Source organism: Tardiphaga sp. (assembly GCF_028290785.1).
Classification (GTDB): Bacteria; Pseudomonadota; Alphaproteobacteria; order Rhizobiales; family Xanthobacteraceae; genus Tardiphaga.
Genome location: NZ_JAQGJD010000019.1, coordinates 1 through 13796, shown reverse-complemented (window position 1 = coordinate 13796; position 13796 = coordinate 1). Strand labels below are relative to the sequence as shown.

14 protein-coding genes are annotated in these 13796 nt (G+C 63.4%); 2 read left to right on the top strand and 12 right to left on the bottom strand.

The window, feature by feature from the left end; translation table 11 throughout:
* Positions 1-233 precede the first annotated feature (233 nt).
* Both argF and JWR89_RS01320 read right to left on the bottom strand, forming a co-directional pair.
* Entirely contained in the window at positions 234-1172 is a 939-nt protein-coding gene (gene argF, locus JWR89_RS01325) for an ornithine carbamoyltransferase (protein WP_299710776.1), read from the bottom strand.
* On the bottom strand, positions 1172-2383 hold the full coding sequence (locus JWR89_RS01320) for an aspartate aminotransferase family protein (protein ID WP_299710773.1): 1212 nt from the start codon (positions 2381-2383) through the stop codon (positions 1172-1174). Before JWR89_RS01320 ends, argF begins: the two co-directional genes overlap by 1 nt.
* Positions 2384-2828: 445 nt before the next feature.
* On the opposite strand from JWR89_RS01320, the gene JWR89_RS01315 reads away from it, so the two are divergent.
* Entirely contained in the window at positions 2829-3338 is a 510-nt protein-coding gene (locus JWR89_RS01315) for a GcrA family cell cycle regulator (RefSeq protein ID WP_299710770.1), read from the top strand.
* A gap of 96 nt (positions 3339-3434) precedes the next feature.
* Here the strand turns inward: JWR89_RS01315 and JWR89_RS01310 are convergent, their stop codons facing one another.
* The 6 genes from JWR89_RS01310 to JWR89_RS01285 all read right to left on the bottom strand — a co-directional run bounded on the left by JWR89_RS01310 (position 3435) and on the right by JWR89_RS01285 (position 8975).
* The gene (locus JWR89_RS01310; RefSeq protein ID WP_299710767.1) at positions 3435-4346 is read right to left on the bottom strand and encodes a heme o synthase; all 912 of its coding nucleotides are present in this window, start codon (positions 4344-4346) and stop codon (positions 3435-3437) included.
* Between the two features lie 128 nt (positions 4347-4474).
* Positions 4475-4852 (bottom strand): cytochrome C oxidase subunit IV family protein, encoded by a 378-nt coding sequence (locus JWR89_RS01305; RefSeq protein ID WP_299710764.1) that lies wholly within the window; start codon positions 4850-4852, stop codon positions 4475-4477.
* Between the two features lie 7 nt (positions 4853-4859).
* Entirely contained in the window at positions 4860-5582 is a 723-nt protein-coding gene (locus JWR89_RS01300) for a heme-copper oxidase subunit III family protein (RefSeq protein WP_299710761.1), read from the bottom strand.
* Positions 5583-5592: 10 nt separating this feature from the next.
* On the bottom strand, positions 5593-6297 hold the full coding sequence (locus JWR89_RS01295) for a cytochrome c oxidase subunit 3 (protein WP_299710758.1): 705 nt from the start codon (positions 6295-6297) through the stop codon (positions 5593-5595).
* On the bottom strand, positions 6294-8069 hold the full coding sequence (gene ctaD, locus JWR89_RS01290) for a cytochrome c oxidase subunit I (RefSeq protein ID WP_299710755.1): 1776 nt from the start codon (positions 8067-8069) through the stop codon (positions 6294-6296). The genes JWR89_RS01295 and ctaD overlap by 4 nt, the downstream gene beginning before the upstream one ends.
* 72 nt (positions 8070-8141) lie before the next feature.
* Positions 8142-8975 (bottom strand): cytochrome c oxidase subunit II, encoded by an 834-nt coding sequence (locus JWR89_RS01285; RefSeq protein ID WP_299710752.1) that lies wholly within the window; start codon positions 8973-8975, stop codon positions 8142-8144.
* Positions 8976-9497: 522 nt separating this feature from the next.
* Between JWR89_RS01285 and JWR89_RS01280 the strand changes: the two genes are divergently transcribed.
* Entirely contained in the window at positions 9498-10412 is a 915-nt protein-coding gene (locus JWR89_RS01280; protein WP_299710749.1) for a DUF2189 domain-containing protein, read from the top strand.
* A 250-nt stretch (positions 10413-10662) separates the two neighbouring features.
* Here the strand turns inward: JWR89_RS01280 and phoB are convergent, their stop codons facing one another.
* The 4 genes from phoB to pstA form a co-directional block, all read right to left on the bottom strand.
* Positions 10663-11367, bottom strand: coding sequence for a phosphate regulon transcriptional regulator PhoB (gene phoB, locus JWR89_RS01275; protein WP_295853795.1), 705 nt, complete (start codon positions 11365-11367; stop codon positions 10663-10665).
* Between the two features lie 76 nt (positions 11368-11443).
* Positions 11444-12154, bottom strand: coding sequence for a phosphate signaling complex protein PhoU (gene phoU, locus JWR89_RS01270; protein ID WP_299710745.1), 711 nt, complete (start codon positions 12152-12154; stop codon positions 11444-11446).
* Positions 12155-12179: 25 nt separating this feature from the next.
* Entirely contained in the window at positions 12180-12974 is a 795-nt protein-coding gene (gene pstB, locus JWR89_RS01265; protein WP_299710744.1) for a phosphate ABC transporter ATP-binding protein PstB, read from the bottom strand.
* Positions 12975-12993: 19 nt separating this feature from the next.
* A complete protein-coding gene (gene pstA / locus JWR89_RS01260) occupies positions 12994-13794 on the bottom strand; it encodes a phosphate ABC transporter permease PstA (protein WP_299710743.1) in 801 nt (266 codons plus the stop codon).
* Positions 13795-13796 lie beyond the last annotated feature (2 nt).

Genomic DNA, 13796 nt, shown 5'->3' with positions numbered 1-13796 from the left:
CAACTGTTCAGGTTTGGGTGGTGCAGAAGCGGGCGGGTGCCAGGCCGGCTCACGGTCTTCGCGACCAGGGACCCAACGGCATACCGCCCGCAGCCCATCATGACAGATCAAAACTACACAGGGATCCATACCCTCCGAGCCCGCAGGCGGCACCCGCCTTTTATCAACAAGGCGACAGCGCGTATGGGTCCCGGCTTGCGCTCGCTTTGCTCGCTTGCCGGGACGACAGAGCCTCACGCCACCGCGTGCAGGCACCAGGCCAGAATGCCCTTCTGCGCGTGCAGGCGGTTTTCGGCTTCGTCGAACACCACCGACTGCGGGCCATCGATCACCTCGTCGGTGACCTCCTCGCCGCGATGTGCCGGCAGGCAGTGCATGAAGATCGCGTCGGGCTTGGCGAGGCCCATCAGCCGCGCATTGACCTGGAACGGCTTCAACAGGTTGTGCCGGGTCTCGCCGTCCTTGTCGCCCATCGAAACCCAGGTGTCGGTGACGACGCAGTCGGCGCCCTTCACCATGGCGTCGGGATCGTTGCTGAAAGTGACCGCGGCCTGGGTCGCCTTGACCCAGTCCTTGAACGGCTTCTTCGGCGCCAGCTCGGGCGGCGTGGCGATGTTGAGCTTGAACTGGAAGCGCTCGGCGGCGTGCGCCCACGACATCAGCACGTTGTTGTCGTCGCCGGTCCAGGCGACGGTGCGGCCCTTGATCGGGCCGCGATGTTCCTCGAACGTCATCAGGTCGGCCATCACCTGGCACGGATGCGAGAACCGCGTCAGGCCGTTGATGACCGGCACCGTGGCGTTGCTGGCCAGCTCCATCAGCGAGTCGTGATTCAAAATCCGGATCATGATGATATCGACGAAGCGCGACAGCACCCGCGCGGTGTCGGCGATGGTCTCGCCGCGGCCGAGCTGCATCTCAGCGCCGGTCAGCATCACGACCTCGCCGCCGAGCTGGCGCATGCCGACCTCGAACGACACCCGGGTGCGCGTCGAGGGCTTTTCGAAGATCATCGCCAGGGTCTTGTTTTCCAGCGGCTTGTCGGGCTTGGAATTCGATCCGTCCCTGCCTTTCAGCTTCGCCTTCATGGCGAGGCCGGCGTCGAGCATGTGGCGCAGCTCGGCGGCGGGCAGCAGATTGAGATCGAGGAAGTGGCGCGGCGACGTGGTCATCACGCCGCCCCCTGCTTCAGGCCCGCAGACGACAGCGCCACGCAGGCCTGCTCCAGCCGCTGCACCGACTCTTCGATCTCGGCCTCGGTGACGATCAGGGGCGGCAGGAAGCGCACCACGTTGTCGCCGGCGCCGACGCTGAGCAACTTGGCGTCGCGCAACGCGGCGACAAGGTCACCGGATGGCACCACCGCCTTGAGGCCGATCAGCAGGCCTTCGCCGCGCACTTCGCTGAGCACGGTCGGAAAACGATCCACGGCAGAGGCCAACTTCTGCTTCAGCAGCAGCGACATCTTCTTGACGTGGTCGAAGAACCCCGGCTTCAGCATCACGTCGAGCACCGCGCCGGCCGCCGCCACCGCCAGCGGATTGCCGCCGAAGGTCGAGCCATGCGAGCCCGGCGCCATGCCGGCCGCCGCTTCCGCCGACACCAGGCAGGCGCCGATCGGGAAGCCGCCGCCGAGCGCCTTGGCCAGCGACATCACGTCGGGCGTGACGCCGATGCGCTGATAGGCGAACAGCTCGCCGGTGCGGCCCATGCCGGTCTGCACCTCGTCGAACACTAGCAGGATGCCGTTGGCATCGCAGAGATCGCGCAGCGCACCGAAGAACGCATTGGTCGGAGCGCGCACGCCGCCCTCGCCCTGCAGCGGCTCGATCAGGATGCCGGCGGTGTTGGGACCGATCGCCTTCTTGACGGCCTCGATGTCGCCGAGCGGCACCTGGTCGAAGCCTGAAAGCGGTTCGCCATAGCCTTCGAGATACTTCGCGGCGCCGGTCGCGGCCAGGGTGCCCAGCGTGCGACCGTGGAACGCGCCCTCGAAGGTGATGATGCGGGTGCGCTCGGGATGGCCCTTGGCGAAGTGATAGTGCCTGACCACTTTGAGCGCGCATTCCATCGCTTCGGCGCCGGAATTGGCGAAGAACACGTAGTCGGCGAAGCTCTGCTCGCAGAGGCGCGCGGCAAGGCGCTCGCCGTCCGGGCTCTTGAACAGGTTCGACATGTGCCAGAGCTTGGTCGCTTGCTCCTGCAGGGCGGCGACCAGATGCGGATGGGCGTGACCGAGCGCGTTGACCGCGACACCGCTGGTGAAATCGAGATAGCGCTCGCCGTCGGTGGAAATCAGCCATGCGCCCTCGCCGCGCTCGAAGGCGAGATCCGCCCTGGCGAACACGGGAAGCAGATGAGAGGGCGCGGCGCTCTTGGTCATAACCAATCCGATCGAAAAGCTTGCAGGGAAGGCCGCAAGCGCACGCGCGCCGGCGGAGAACAAACCCCAAAAACGAAACGTGCCGCCCTTCGCAGGCGGCACGTGATCATTATTCTAGGTGCGCCAAGTGGCCTGTCAACCGCGCAGTGGTGCCCAGCGGCCACCGTGAGTCGCAGAAAAAGCCGATTTTGCTGGTTTATTCGCAGAAGCATGTGGACGCGGCCTGCCTGACTCTTGCGCGCGAGTCACGGCATATTGTAGCTTTTCGGCTGTCGGGTACGACATCTCGTGCGGCGGTTAGATCCTTTTAGTTTTGTGCGTGGCGTATACGCCCGGACGCGATTTTCGCGCCCGGCGAGCGCTAAGGGATTCTGACTGCAGCAGTTTTGTCGACCTCAGGTCGCAGCGCTGCCCCCGGGTCGGCGCAAACGAAGGGAAAATGGCGATGACGGTAATGACTTGGACCGACGATCGCGTCGAACAGTTGAAGAAGCTCTGGGAAGGCGGCCTGTCCGCCAGCCAGATCGCCGCGGAACTCGGCAATGTGACGCGCAACGCGGTGATCGGCAAAGTGCATCGGCTCGGCCTGTCCGGCCGCGCCAAGAGCCCATCCTCGGCGGCACCGCGTCCGCGCAAGACCCGCCCCGCCCAGCAGATGGTGCGGATGTCGCGCCCGGTGGCACGCGGCAACACCGCGCTGGCGCACAACTACGAAGTCGAGATGGAGCCCGACCCCATCGCCTATGACAACGTGGTGCCGATGAGCCAGCGGCTGACGCTGGTCGAACTCAACGAAGCCACCTGCCATTGGCCGATCGGCGATCCGTCGAGCTCGGAATTCTACTTCTGCGGCGGCAAGGCCCTGCAGAGCCTGCCCTATTGCGCGCACCACTCGCGCATCGCCTACCAGCCGGCCAGCGATCGTCGCCGCCAGGCACCGAAGCCGCTGCGTTAAGCTCGGTGATACACCGGGGGCGCGCCGCCGGCGCGTCTCGATCATGACGCGCAGGCCGGCCCGCGATCGGACTGCATGCCGCCGGCGGACTACGCGCTAGCCTGACAGCGCATACGGCGCCGCATCCATCAGCAGCGCGCCGAACAGCAGCACCAGATACAGCATCGAAAACAAGAATAGCCGGCGGGTAGACTCCCTGTCGTGGTCGGGGCTGCGCCGGACCTGCCACGCCAGCCAGATCAAGGTCGCGCCCAGCATCAGGGCCACCGCGCCATAGATGGCTCCCGCGAAACCCAGCGCCCACGGCAGCAGGGACACCGCGACCAGCACGAGGCTATAGAGCAAAATCTGACGTTTGGTTTCGGGCTTGCCGGCCACGACCGGCAGCATCGGCACGCCGACGCGGGCATATTCTCCGGCCAGATTCAGCGACAGCGCCCAGAAGTGCGGCGGCGTCCAGAGAAAGATAATCAGGAACAGCACCAGCGGTTCGAACCCGACGCTGCCGGTGGCCGCAACCCAGCCGATCACCGGCGGCAGCGCGCCGGCCGCCCCACCGATGACGATGTTTTGCGGCGTACGGCGTTTCAGCCACATCGTATAGACAACGACATAGAAGAAGATCGTGAAAGCCAGCAGCGCCGCCGCGGCCACGTTCAGCAGCGCGCCGAGCAGAACGACGGCGGACGCACCAAGCGTCAGCCCGAAAACCAGCGCCTCCGCACGCGAGACGCGGCCGGCCGGAATGGGCCGCGTGGCGGTGCGGGCCATCAACGCATCGATGTCGGCGTCGTACCACATGTTGAGCGCTGCGGCGGAGCCCGCGCCGGCGGCGATGCATAGCAGGGCGGTGACCGCGGCGAACGGGTCGATGCCGCCCGGCGCGACCATCAAGCCGACCAAAGCGGTGAAGAGCACCAGCGACATGACGCGCGGTTTCGTCAGCGCGACATAGTCGCCGATGTTGGCGTAGCTCCGGCGCAGGGAAATGGAACGGTTGATGGGCATGAGATGAATACCTCGGCTGATCCGCGACATCGCGACGTCTTGTCGTTCGACACTGAAAATCGATCGCTGCAGGCATGCTTGTCGGCAGTCTTTGCAGATGTGGGAGCTCCTATACGAGGCAACGGCCGCTATGTCGGCGGCACGAAAGACATGATCCGAATGAGATGTGTGTGGTCGGATTCGAGCACCATGATTGCGACAAAGACGAGTACGAACACCGGCGGAAGCAGGATCGCATAGGCCAGCGCCAGTCGCTCCCAGGCCATGTGCATGAACACCGCGACGATCAGGCCGGCCTTCAACACCATGAACAGCAGGATCAGCGCCCATCGCAGATAGCCGTGCACGCCGAGGTAGTCGACGAGGTAGGAGCAGGCGCTGAGCACGAACAGCCATGCCCAGACCACGAGATAGAGCTTGATCGGATGCTGCTGGCCTTCGCCATGCGCGCCCGCCACACTTGTCTGATGCCCATGGGCGTCCGCGTAGATCGTTGCCTGCGTCATGCCGACCTCACCACAGATAAAAGAAGGCAAAGATGAAAACCCATACGAGATCGACGAAGTGCCAGTACAGGCCGGTGATCTCGACGATCTCGTAGTTGCCCTTGCGGCTCGTGAAGAAGCCGCGCCGCTCCACGTCGAAGTCGCCGCGCCAGACCTTTCGCGCGATGATGATCAGGAAGATCACGCCGATGGTGACGTGGGTGCCGTGAAAGCCGGTGATCATGAAGAAACTGGAGCCGAACTGCGCCGCGCCCCACGGGTTTCCCCACGGGCGTACTCCCTCGGAGATCAGCTTGGTCCACTCGAACGCCTGCATGCCCACGAAGGTCGCGCCGAATGCCGCCGTGACCAGCATCAAAGCGGCGGTCTTGGCGCGGTCGCGGCGATACCCGAAATTCACCGCCATCGCCATCGTCCCGCTGCTGCTGATCAGGACGAAGGTCATGATGGCGATCAGGATCAGCGGGATGTGGTGCCCGGCGATGGTGAGGGCGAACACCTCGCTCGGATTCGGCCACGGCACCGTCGTGGACATCCGCGCGGTCATGTAGGACAGCAGAAAGCAGCCGAAGATGAAGGTGTCGCTGAGCAGGAAGATCCACATCATGGCCTTGCCCCACGAGACGTTCTTGAACGCTCGCTGGTCGGAGGACCAATCGGCCGTGATGCCCCGCCAGCCGGCGGGCCGTGCGGTGGATGCGCCGGAGTTCGTCCATTCGATTTCTGCCATCGCGCTCTCCCTAACTCAGCAACTGGCGGCAGATGGCGGCGAAATCGTCGGCCCAGCCGGTCAGCAGGACCAGCAGCACCAGCCAGACCAGCAGCAGGAAGTGCCAGTACATGGCGCACAATTCCACGCTCAGGCGCAGTCGCGGGGTTGCTACGCCGCGCCACGCCCTGACGGTGGTCCGGCCCAGCACTACTAGGCCGCCCAGCAGATGCAGCCCGTGCACCGCGGTAATCAGGTAGAAGAAGGCGTTGGCCGGATTAGCCGCCAGGAAATAGCCGGCCGCATTCAGCTGCTGCCAGGCCAGCAGTTGGCCGATCAGGAAGACCACGGCCGCGACAGCACCCGCGAGCAGGCCGAGCAACACCCGGTCGGCGTCATCGCGACGGGCCGCGATGACAGCCGATTGAAGCGCGCCGCTGCTGACGATCAGGACGGCGGTGTTGAACCACAGCACGCGCGGCACCGGCAGCGCCCGCCAGTCGATCGATTCCATGCGCATCAGGTAGGCGCTGATGAAGAGCGCGAACAACGAGCCGACCACCGCGAGAAACACGCCCAGTCCAAGCTTCGCCGCCGGCAGCGGCGAGGCACTGCCGCCGCGAAACTCGCCGAGCGCGCCCTCTTCCAGCCACGGCTTGGCGCCCAGCCGTTGCTGCGACAGCCACCATCCCGCAATGGCCGCAATGCCCGCCATGAACAGCACGATCGCGCTCATGAATGGGCTCCCTGTGGCTCGAAGCGGTTCGGCGGCTCATTCTGCGGGATGAAATCCCTGATCGCGCCGGGCACGCTGTAGTCATAGGCCCAGCGATAGACCACGGGGAGTTCCTTGCCCCAGTTGCCATGCGCCGGCGGGGTTTCCGGGGTTTGCCACTCCAGCGTGGTGGCGCCCCAGGGATTGCCGCCGGCCTCCTTGCCGCGCGACAGGCTCCAGATCAGATTGAACACGAACACCAGTTGGGCCGCGCCGACCACCAGCGCCGCCACGCTCATGAACGCGTTCAGGTCATGCGCGGAGGCCGGGATGAAGGCGGTTTCGCCGATGTCGTGATAACGGCGCGGCATGCCGAGCAGGCCAAGATAGTGCATCGGGAAGAACACCGCATAGGCGCCCAGGAACGTCACCCAGAAGTGGATTCGCCCCAGCGTCTCATCGAGCATCCGCCCGGTAACCTTGGGGTACCAGTGATAGATCGCGCCAAACACCACCATGATCGGCGCCACGCCCATCACCATATGGAAATGCGCCACCACGAACATGGTATCGGACAGCGGCACGTCGACCACGACATTGCCGAGAAACAGGCCGGTCAGGCCCCCGTTCACGAAGGTAATGATGAAGGCGAGCGCGAACAGCATCGGCGTCGTCAGGTGAATGTCGCCGCGCCACAGGGTCAGTACCCAGTTGTAGACCTTGATCGCGGTGGGCACCGCGATGATCAGCGTTGTCGTCGCGAAGAAGAAACCGAACTTCGGGTTCATGCCGCTGACATACATATGATGCGCCCATACCACGAAGCTCAGCGCGCCGATCCCGACGATCGCCCACACCATCATGCGGTAGCCGAAGATGTTCTTGCGCGCATGCGTGCTGATCAGGTCGGACACGATGCCGAACGCCGGCAGCGCCACGATGTAGACCTCGGGATGACCGAAGAACCAGAACAGATGCTGAAACAGCAGCGGGCTGCCGCCGCCGTACTTCATCTGCTGACCCATCTCCACCAGCGACGGCATGAAGAAGCTGGTGCCGAGCAGCCGGTCGAACAGCATCATCACCGCCGCAACGAACAGGGCCGGAAACGCCAGCAGGGCCATTACGGTCGCCGTGAAAATGCCCCACACAGTCAGCGGCATCCGCATCAAGGTCATGCCGCGCGTGCGCGCCTGCAGCACCGTCACGACATAGTTCAGGCCGCCCATGGTGAAGCCGATGATGAACAGGATCAGCGACAGCAGCATCAGGACGATACCGGCCTCCTGCCCCGGCGTGCCCGACAGGACGGACTGCGGCGGATAGAGCGTCCAGCCCGCCCCGGTCGGCCCTCCCGGCACGAAGAACGTGGCCACCAGCACCAGCACCGCGAGCAGGTAGATCCAGTAGCTGAGCATGTTGGCATAGGGAAACACCATGTCGCGCGCGCCGACCATCAGCGGGATGAGATAGTTGCCGAATCCGCCCAAAAACAGCGCGGTGAGCAGATAGATCACCATGATCATGCCGTGCATGGTGATGAACTGCAGATACTGGTTGGCATCGATGAACGAAAACACCCCCGGGAATCCGAGTTGCAGCCGCATCAGCCACGACAGCACCAGCGCCACCATTCCAATCGCCATCGCCGTGACCGAGTATTGCACGGCGATGATTTTGGCGTCCTGCGAGAAGACATACTTCGTCCACCAGCTCCTGGGATGATAGAGATCGACCTCGCCGACCTCGGCCGGCGGCATGCCAATGAGCACGTCGGAATGGACATCAACCATGGAAACCTCTCCTTGGTGTCCCCAATTCAGTGCAGAGTTCGGCCGACTAAATTCGGCGTCTCGGTTAATCGTTCACTCGCTGCCAATCGTATAAGAGGCCTTTGCCAGACGGCGCTGATCCAGCAACTCGGCGAAGGTCTGCTGCTGGCCCAGCCAGGCGTGATAGTCTTTCTCCTCCTGGACGATGACCTTGCTGCGCATTTGCGCATGCGCGACGCCGCATAGCTCCGCGCAGAGGACCTCGAACGTTCCGGTGCGGGTGGGCGTGAACCAGAAGTAGGTGACCGAGCCCGGCACCATGTCCATCTTGGCGCGGAATTCCGGTACATAGAAATCGTGCAGCACGTCGATCGAACGCAGCAACACCTTTACCGGCTTGCCCACCGGCAGATGCAGGTCGTCGCTTTCAATGATGACATCGTCCTGGCCGTTGGAGTCCTTCGGATTCAATCCCATGGGATTGTCCGAACTCACATTGCGGGCATCGGACGTGCCGAGCCGGCCGTCTTTTCCCGGAAGCCGGTAGCTCCAGCGCCACTGCTGCCCCATTACTTCGACCTCGGTGGCATCGGCGGGCACCGTGACGAATTGATGCCAGACCAGCAGACCGGGCGCCAGCATCGCGCCGACGCCGACCGCCGTTCCGATGGTCAGCCACGATTCCAGTCGCTTGTTTTCCGGTTCGTAGTCGGCTCGCCGGCCCTCCTTATGGTGAAAGCGGAAGACGCAGTAGGCCATGAAGGCGACCACGGCGAAGAATACCGCGCCGGTAATCCAGAACGTCATGGTGATCGTGTCGTCGATATAGCGCCAGTTCGACGCGATCGGCGTCCACCACCACGGGCTGAAGAGGTGGAATAGCACCGAGGCTACCGCGACCAGCAGAATGATGATTGCTACCGCCATCTTCGATTCATCCCCGCCATGGATGGCAACGGATACGAATTGAATTAAAGGACGGAGCTCTTGTCAGTCTCGATGGTGGCGATCAACTTCGCCATCGTCGTGCCTCTTGCCCCGCCCATCAAACCGGTCGCGACGTCAAACCATGACACAGAGTACACTTCTCGCCGCAGCTTGCTTGTGCAGCGGCTATGAAAGTCATCATGGTACTCGCGGAGGCTAGCGTCAATCGCAATCAATTGCCGCCCCGGACAAACTACACTCCGCGAGTACCGCAGCGATTCGGATTGATGCGATGCAGCACCTCATTGTGCTACTGCACATCACTGAAGCGTGAGTGTCGGCTCGGGACAATCGCGCTACAGTTTCGACGCAGCGCGCGGCAAGCCCGTCCGGCGAAGCTTTTAATGTACCCTGGTATTTGCCGAACTGGCTCGATCGCGACTGTCGCGGATGATGGCGCATGCGTGCGTTCAGCACGCTTTGATTTCGCTGCCGCGGTAAAGAGCAAGGGAGCCTGCGGCCATGGCCACACCGTATTCCGACAACGTCACCGAACTTGCGCCAAGTGTATTCGGCAATACGGCCGCACCGGTCGTTCGCAACATCGGCCTGTCCGATTTGCGCGATGCGCTGCGCCTGGGCTGGGAAGATTTCAAGGCAGTGCCGAGTCACGCGGTCATTCTCTGCGTGATCTATCCTATCCTCGGTATCGTCATCTTCAGAATGGTGCTGGGCTATTCCGTATTGCCGCTGCTGTTTCCGCTCGCCGCAGGTTTCGCGTTGCTCGGACCTTTCGCCGCGCTCGGTCTCTACGAACTCAGCCGCCGTCGCGAGCGTGGCGAGGAGCCCTCGGCCTCGGATGCGCTAGACGTGCTGCGCGCGCCATCCTTCGCCGCCATGCTCGGGCTGGGAACGATGCTGCTGACGCTGTTCGTGGTGTGGGTTGCGGTTGCCGATGCGATCTATGTCGCGATCTTCGGCCATACGCCGGCTGCGAGCATTCCTAATTTTGCAATGCGCGTGCTGACCACGCCGGAAGGCTGGGCCTTGATCGTGGTCGGCTGCGGCGTCGGCTTCCTGTTCGCCGTCGTGGCGCTGTGCGTCAGCGTCGTATCGTTTCCACTGATGCTCGACCGGCATGCCAGCGCGATCGACGCGATCCGGACATCGGTGCGTGCCGTGATCAAGAACCCCGTGGCCATGGCGACCTGGGGCGTGATCGTCGCCGCGCTGCTGATCCTCGGTTCGTTGCCGGCGTTCGTCGGTCTTGCGGTGGTCCTGCCGGTGCTTGGTCATGCCACCTGGCATCTGTATCGCAAGGTGGTGACCCCGGACCCGAATGCCCCTCTGGGCTATTCCCACCCGCCGAAGGGGCGCCGCTATGCAGCGGATTTTCCCGCCAATCTTTTCCCGTGGAGTCGCGAGCGTGAGCCGTAGCGCTTGATCGGTCAGGATTGAAGCTTCGGAGATCGTGTCCGGGCTGCTCCGCAGAGATGATTCGAACTATCCGCCGTCATTGCGAGGAGCCCTTGCGACGAAGCAATCCAGTTCTTGATTTGTGGCCTCTGGATTGCTTCGCTCCGCAAAATTCGCCTTCGGCGATTTTCGCGGGCTCGCAATGACGCGTTGTGGGTCCGTTGTTCCGAAATCGCTATAGCCGCGAACGCGAACAAGTCCGCGACGCCTTCTATTCCGCCGCCTTGTCGAAGCGATCGTCCAGCGCGTAGCCGGCGCCGCGGACGGTGCGGATCGGGTCGATCTCGCCGCCGGGATTGAGCAGTTTGCGCAGCCGCCCGATGTGGACGTCGACGGTGCGCTCGTCGATATAGATGTCGCGGCCCCAGACGCTGTCGAGCAATTGCTCGCGGCTGAAGACGCGACCCGGATGCTCCAGGAAGAATTCGAGCAGGCGATATTCGGTCGGGCCCAGATCGATCGGGCGGCCGGAACGCACCACGCGGCGCTTGTCGCGGTCGAGTTCGATGTCGCCGAACGCCAGGATGGTGGCGAGGCGCTCCGGCGCCGCGCGCCGCAGCAACCCCTTCACCCGTGCCAGCAACTCCGGCACCGAGAACGGCTTGACGATGTAGTCGTCGGCGCCGGTGGCGAGGCCGCGGACGCGTTCGCTTTCCTCGCCGCGCGCCGTCAGCATGATGATCGGCAGCGCCTTGGTCTCGGGACGCGCGCGCAAACGGCGGCACAGCTCGATGCCGGACAGGCCGGGCAGCATCCAGTCCAGCACCACCAGATCCGGCACGCGCTCCTTCAAGCGGGTGTCGGCGTCGTCGCCGCGGGCCACGGTTTCGACTTCGTAGCCCTCGGCGTCGAGGTTGTAGCGCAGCAGCGTGGTCAGCGCTTCTTCGTCTTCGACCACCAGAATGCGCGCGTTCATGTCAAGTACCCTCTTAGTATGCGTGTTCTAATCGCAAAACCGGATTTCGCTTTTCCGGAACACACATCAGTTCCAGTTAGATAGGAGCATTCGCGAACGTGGTCATGTCGCCCTTCGGGCGCTTGTCGAGGATCGCCTGGCCCTCGATCATGTAGAACACGGTTTCCGCGATGTTGGTGGCGTGATCGCCGATCCGCTCGATGTTCTTGGCGCAGAACATCAAATGGATGCAGAACGAGATGTTGCGCGGATCTTCCATCATGTAGGTCAGCAATTCGCGGAACAACGAAGTGCAGATCGCGTCGATCTCCTCGTCGCCCTTCCACACCACCATGGCGGCGGGCAGATCGTGCGCAGCGTAGGCGTCGAGCACGGCCTTGACCTGCGACTGCACCAGGTCGGTCATGTGTTCGAGGCCGCGAATCAGCTTCAGCGGATGAAAGTCGCTATCCAGCGCGCTGACGCGCTTGCCGATGTTCTTGGCGAGATCGCCGATCCGCTCCAGATCGGTGGCGACCCGAAGGGCGCCGACGATCTCGCGCAGGTCGATCGCCATCGGCTGGCGGCGGGCGATGGTCAGCACGGCGCGTTCTTCGATGACGCGCTGCAAGTGGTCGATCTCGCCATCGGCGGCGACAACCTTGGCACCGAGTTCGATGTCGCGACGTACCAGCGCATCGACGGAATCGGTGATCTGCCGTTCGGAAAGGCCACCCATTTCGGCGACGAGCCGGGTCAGTTCCTGCAGGTCGCCATCGAAAGCCTTGGCGGTATGTTCAAAAGCCATTGTCATTCCTCCCGCGATAAACGCGTCAGCCGAACCGGCCGGTGATGTAATCCTGGGTGCGGCGATCGGTCGGCGAGGTGAAAATCTTGTTGGTCGGACCGAACTCGATCAACTCGCCGAGATACATGAAGGCCGTGGAGTCGGAAACGCGCGCGGCCTGCTGCATGTTGTGGGTGACGATCGCGATGGTGTAATCGTCCTTCAATTCGTCGATCAGCTCTTCAATCTTGGCGGTCGAGATCGGATCCAGCGCTGAGCACGGCTCGTCGAACAGGATCACTTCGGGCCGCACAGCAATGGTGCGCGCGATGCACAGGCGCTGTTGCTGTCCGCCGGACAGGCTGAGGCCGGAAGCATTGAGCTTGTCCTTGACCTCGTTCCACAGCGCGCCGCCGCGCAGCGCCTTCTCGACGCGGCCGTCCATCTCGGACTTCGAGATCTTCTCGTAGAGGCGCACGCCAAAGGCGATGTTCTCGTAGATGGTCATCGGGAACGGCGTCGGCTTCTGGAACACCATGCCGACGCGGGCGCGCAGCATGTTGACGTCCAGGCCCGGCTCCAGGATGTTGCGGCCGTTATAGACAATCTCGCCCTCCGCCCGCTGGCCCGGATACAGGTCGTACATGCGGTTCAGCGTACGCAGCAGCGTCGACTTGCCGCAGCCGGACGGGCCGATGAAGGCGGTGACCTTTTTCTCATGGATCTTCAGGTTGATGTTCTTCAGACCCTGGAAGGCGCCATAGTAAAAATTCAGGCCGGCGATCTCGAAGGTGGCGCGGGGGCCGGCGGTTTGCGGCACGGCGGACAGTTGGCTGTTCATGGTGTTTGTCATGATGCGGTTAGCGTTGCGTTTTCTGGCGGAACAGGGTGCGCGACAGGATGTTGAGGCCCAGCACGCTGAACGTGATCAGCAGCGCCCCGCCCCAGGCCAGCGAGCGCCAGTTGTCATACGGGCTCATTGCGAACTGGTAGATCACGACCGGCAGGTTGGCCATGGGCGCATTCATGTCGGTGCTGAAGAACTGGTTGTTAAGCGCGGTAAACAGCAGCGGCGCGGTTTCGCCGGCGATGCGTGCCACCGCCAGCAGCACCCCGGTGATCACGCCGGCCTTGACTGCGCGCAGCCTGACCAGGGTCGCCACTTTCCAGCGCGGCGCACCGAGCGCGAATGCCGCTTCGCGCAGGCTGTTGGGCACCAGGTTGAGCATGTTGTCGGTGGTGCGCACGACTACCGGGATGGCAATCAGCGCAATCGCGAAGCTGCCGGCCCAGCCGGAAAAATGCTTGATCTGCGCGACATAGATCGAGTAGATGAACAGCCCGATCACGATGGACGGCGCCGACAACATGATGTCGGTCACGAAACGGGTGAGCTGCGCAAAGCGGCTTTCCTCGCCGTACTCCGCCAGGTAGATGCCAGCCAGGATGCCCACCGGTGTGCTGACCCCGGTGGCAATGCCGACCATCAGCAGGCTGCCCATGATGGCATTGAGCAGGCCGCCGCCTTCGCTGCCGGGCGCCGGCGTGCTCTCGGCGAACATCGCAGGGGTGATGGCGCCCAGGCCCTTGACGACCAGGGTAGCCAGGATCCACAGCAGGAAGAAGATGCCGAAGGCCATCGCCAGCACCGACAGCGTGATGC

What these genes read in the sequence shown, in the direction of transcription:
- JWR89_RS01285 (WP_299710752.1), bottom strand. Translation starts at nt 8,975, where the DNA reads ATGGCGGTAGCAATCATCATTCTGCTGGTCGCGGTAGCCTCGGTGCTA.
- JWR89_RS01310 (WP_299710767.1), bottom strand. Translation starts at nt 4,346, where the DNA reads ATGCCCATCAACCGTTCCATTTCCCTGCGCCGGAGCTACGCCAACATC.
- JWR89_RS01320 (WP_299710773.1), bottom strand. Translation starts at nt 2,383, where the DNA reads ATGACCAAGAGCGCCGCGCCCTCTCATCTGCTTCCCGTGTTCGCCAGG.
- JWR89_RS01305 (WP_299710764.1), bottom strand. Translation starts at nt 4,852, where the DNA reads ATGACGCAGGCAACGATCTACGCGGACGCCCATGGGCATCAGACAAGT.
- JWR89_RS01315 (WP_299710770.1), top strand. Translation starts at nt 2,829, where the DNA reads ATGACGGTAATGACTTGGACCGACGATCGCGTCGAACAGTTGAAGAAG.
- JWR89_RS01295 (WP_299710758.1), bottom strand. Translation starts at nt 6,297, where the DNA reads ATGAGCGCGATCGTGCTGTTCATGGCGGGCATTGCGGCCATTGCGGGA.
- phoB (WP_295853795.1), bottom strand. Translation starts at nt 11,367, where the DNA reads ATGAACGCGCGCATTCTGGTGGTCGAAGACGAAGAAGCGCTGACCACG.
- phoU (WP_299710745.1), bottom strand. Translation starts at nt 12,154, where the DNA reads ATGGCTTTTGAACATACCGCCAAGGCTTTCGATGGCGACCTGCAGGAA.
- JWR89_RS01300 (WP_299710761.1), bottom strand. Translation starts at nt 5,582, where the DNA reads ATGGCAGAAATCGAATGGACGAACTCCGGCGCATCCACCGCACGGCCC.
- argF (WP_299710776.1), bottom strand. Translation starts at nt 1,172, where the DNA reads ATGACCACGTCGCCGCGCCACTTCCTCGATCTCAATCTGCTGCCCGCC.
- pstB (WP_299710744.1), bottom strand. Translation starts at nt 12,974, where the DNA reads ATGAACAGCCAACTGTCCGCCGTGCCGCAAACCGCCGGCCCCCGCGCC.
- ctaD (WP_299710755.1), bottom strand. Translation starts at nt 8,069, where the DNA reads ATGGTTGATGTCCATTCCGACGTGCTCATTGGCATGCCGCCGGCCGAG.
- JWR89_RS01280 (WP_299710749.1), top strand. Translation starts at nt 9,498, where the DNA reads ATGGCCACACCGTATTCCGACAACGTCACCGAACTTGCGCCAAGTGTA.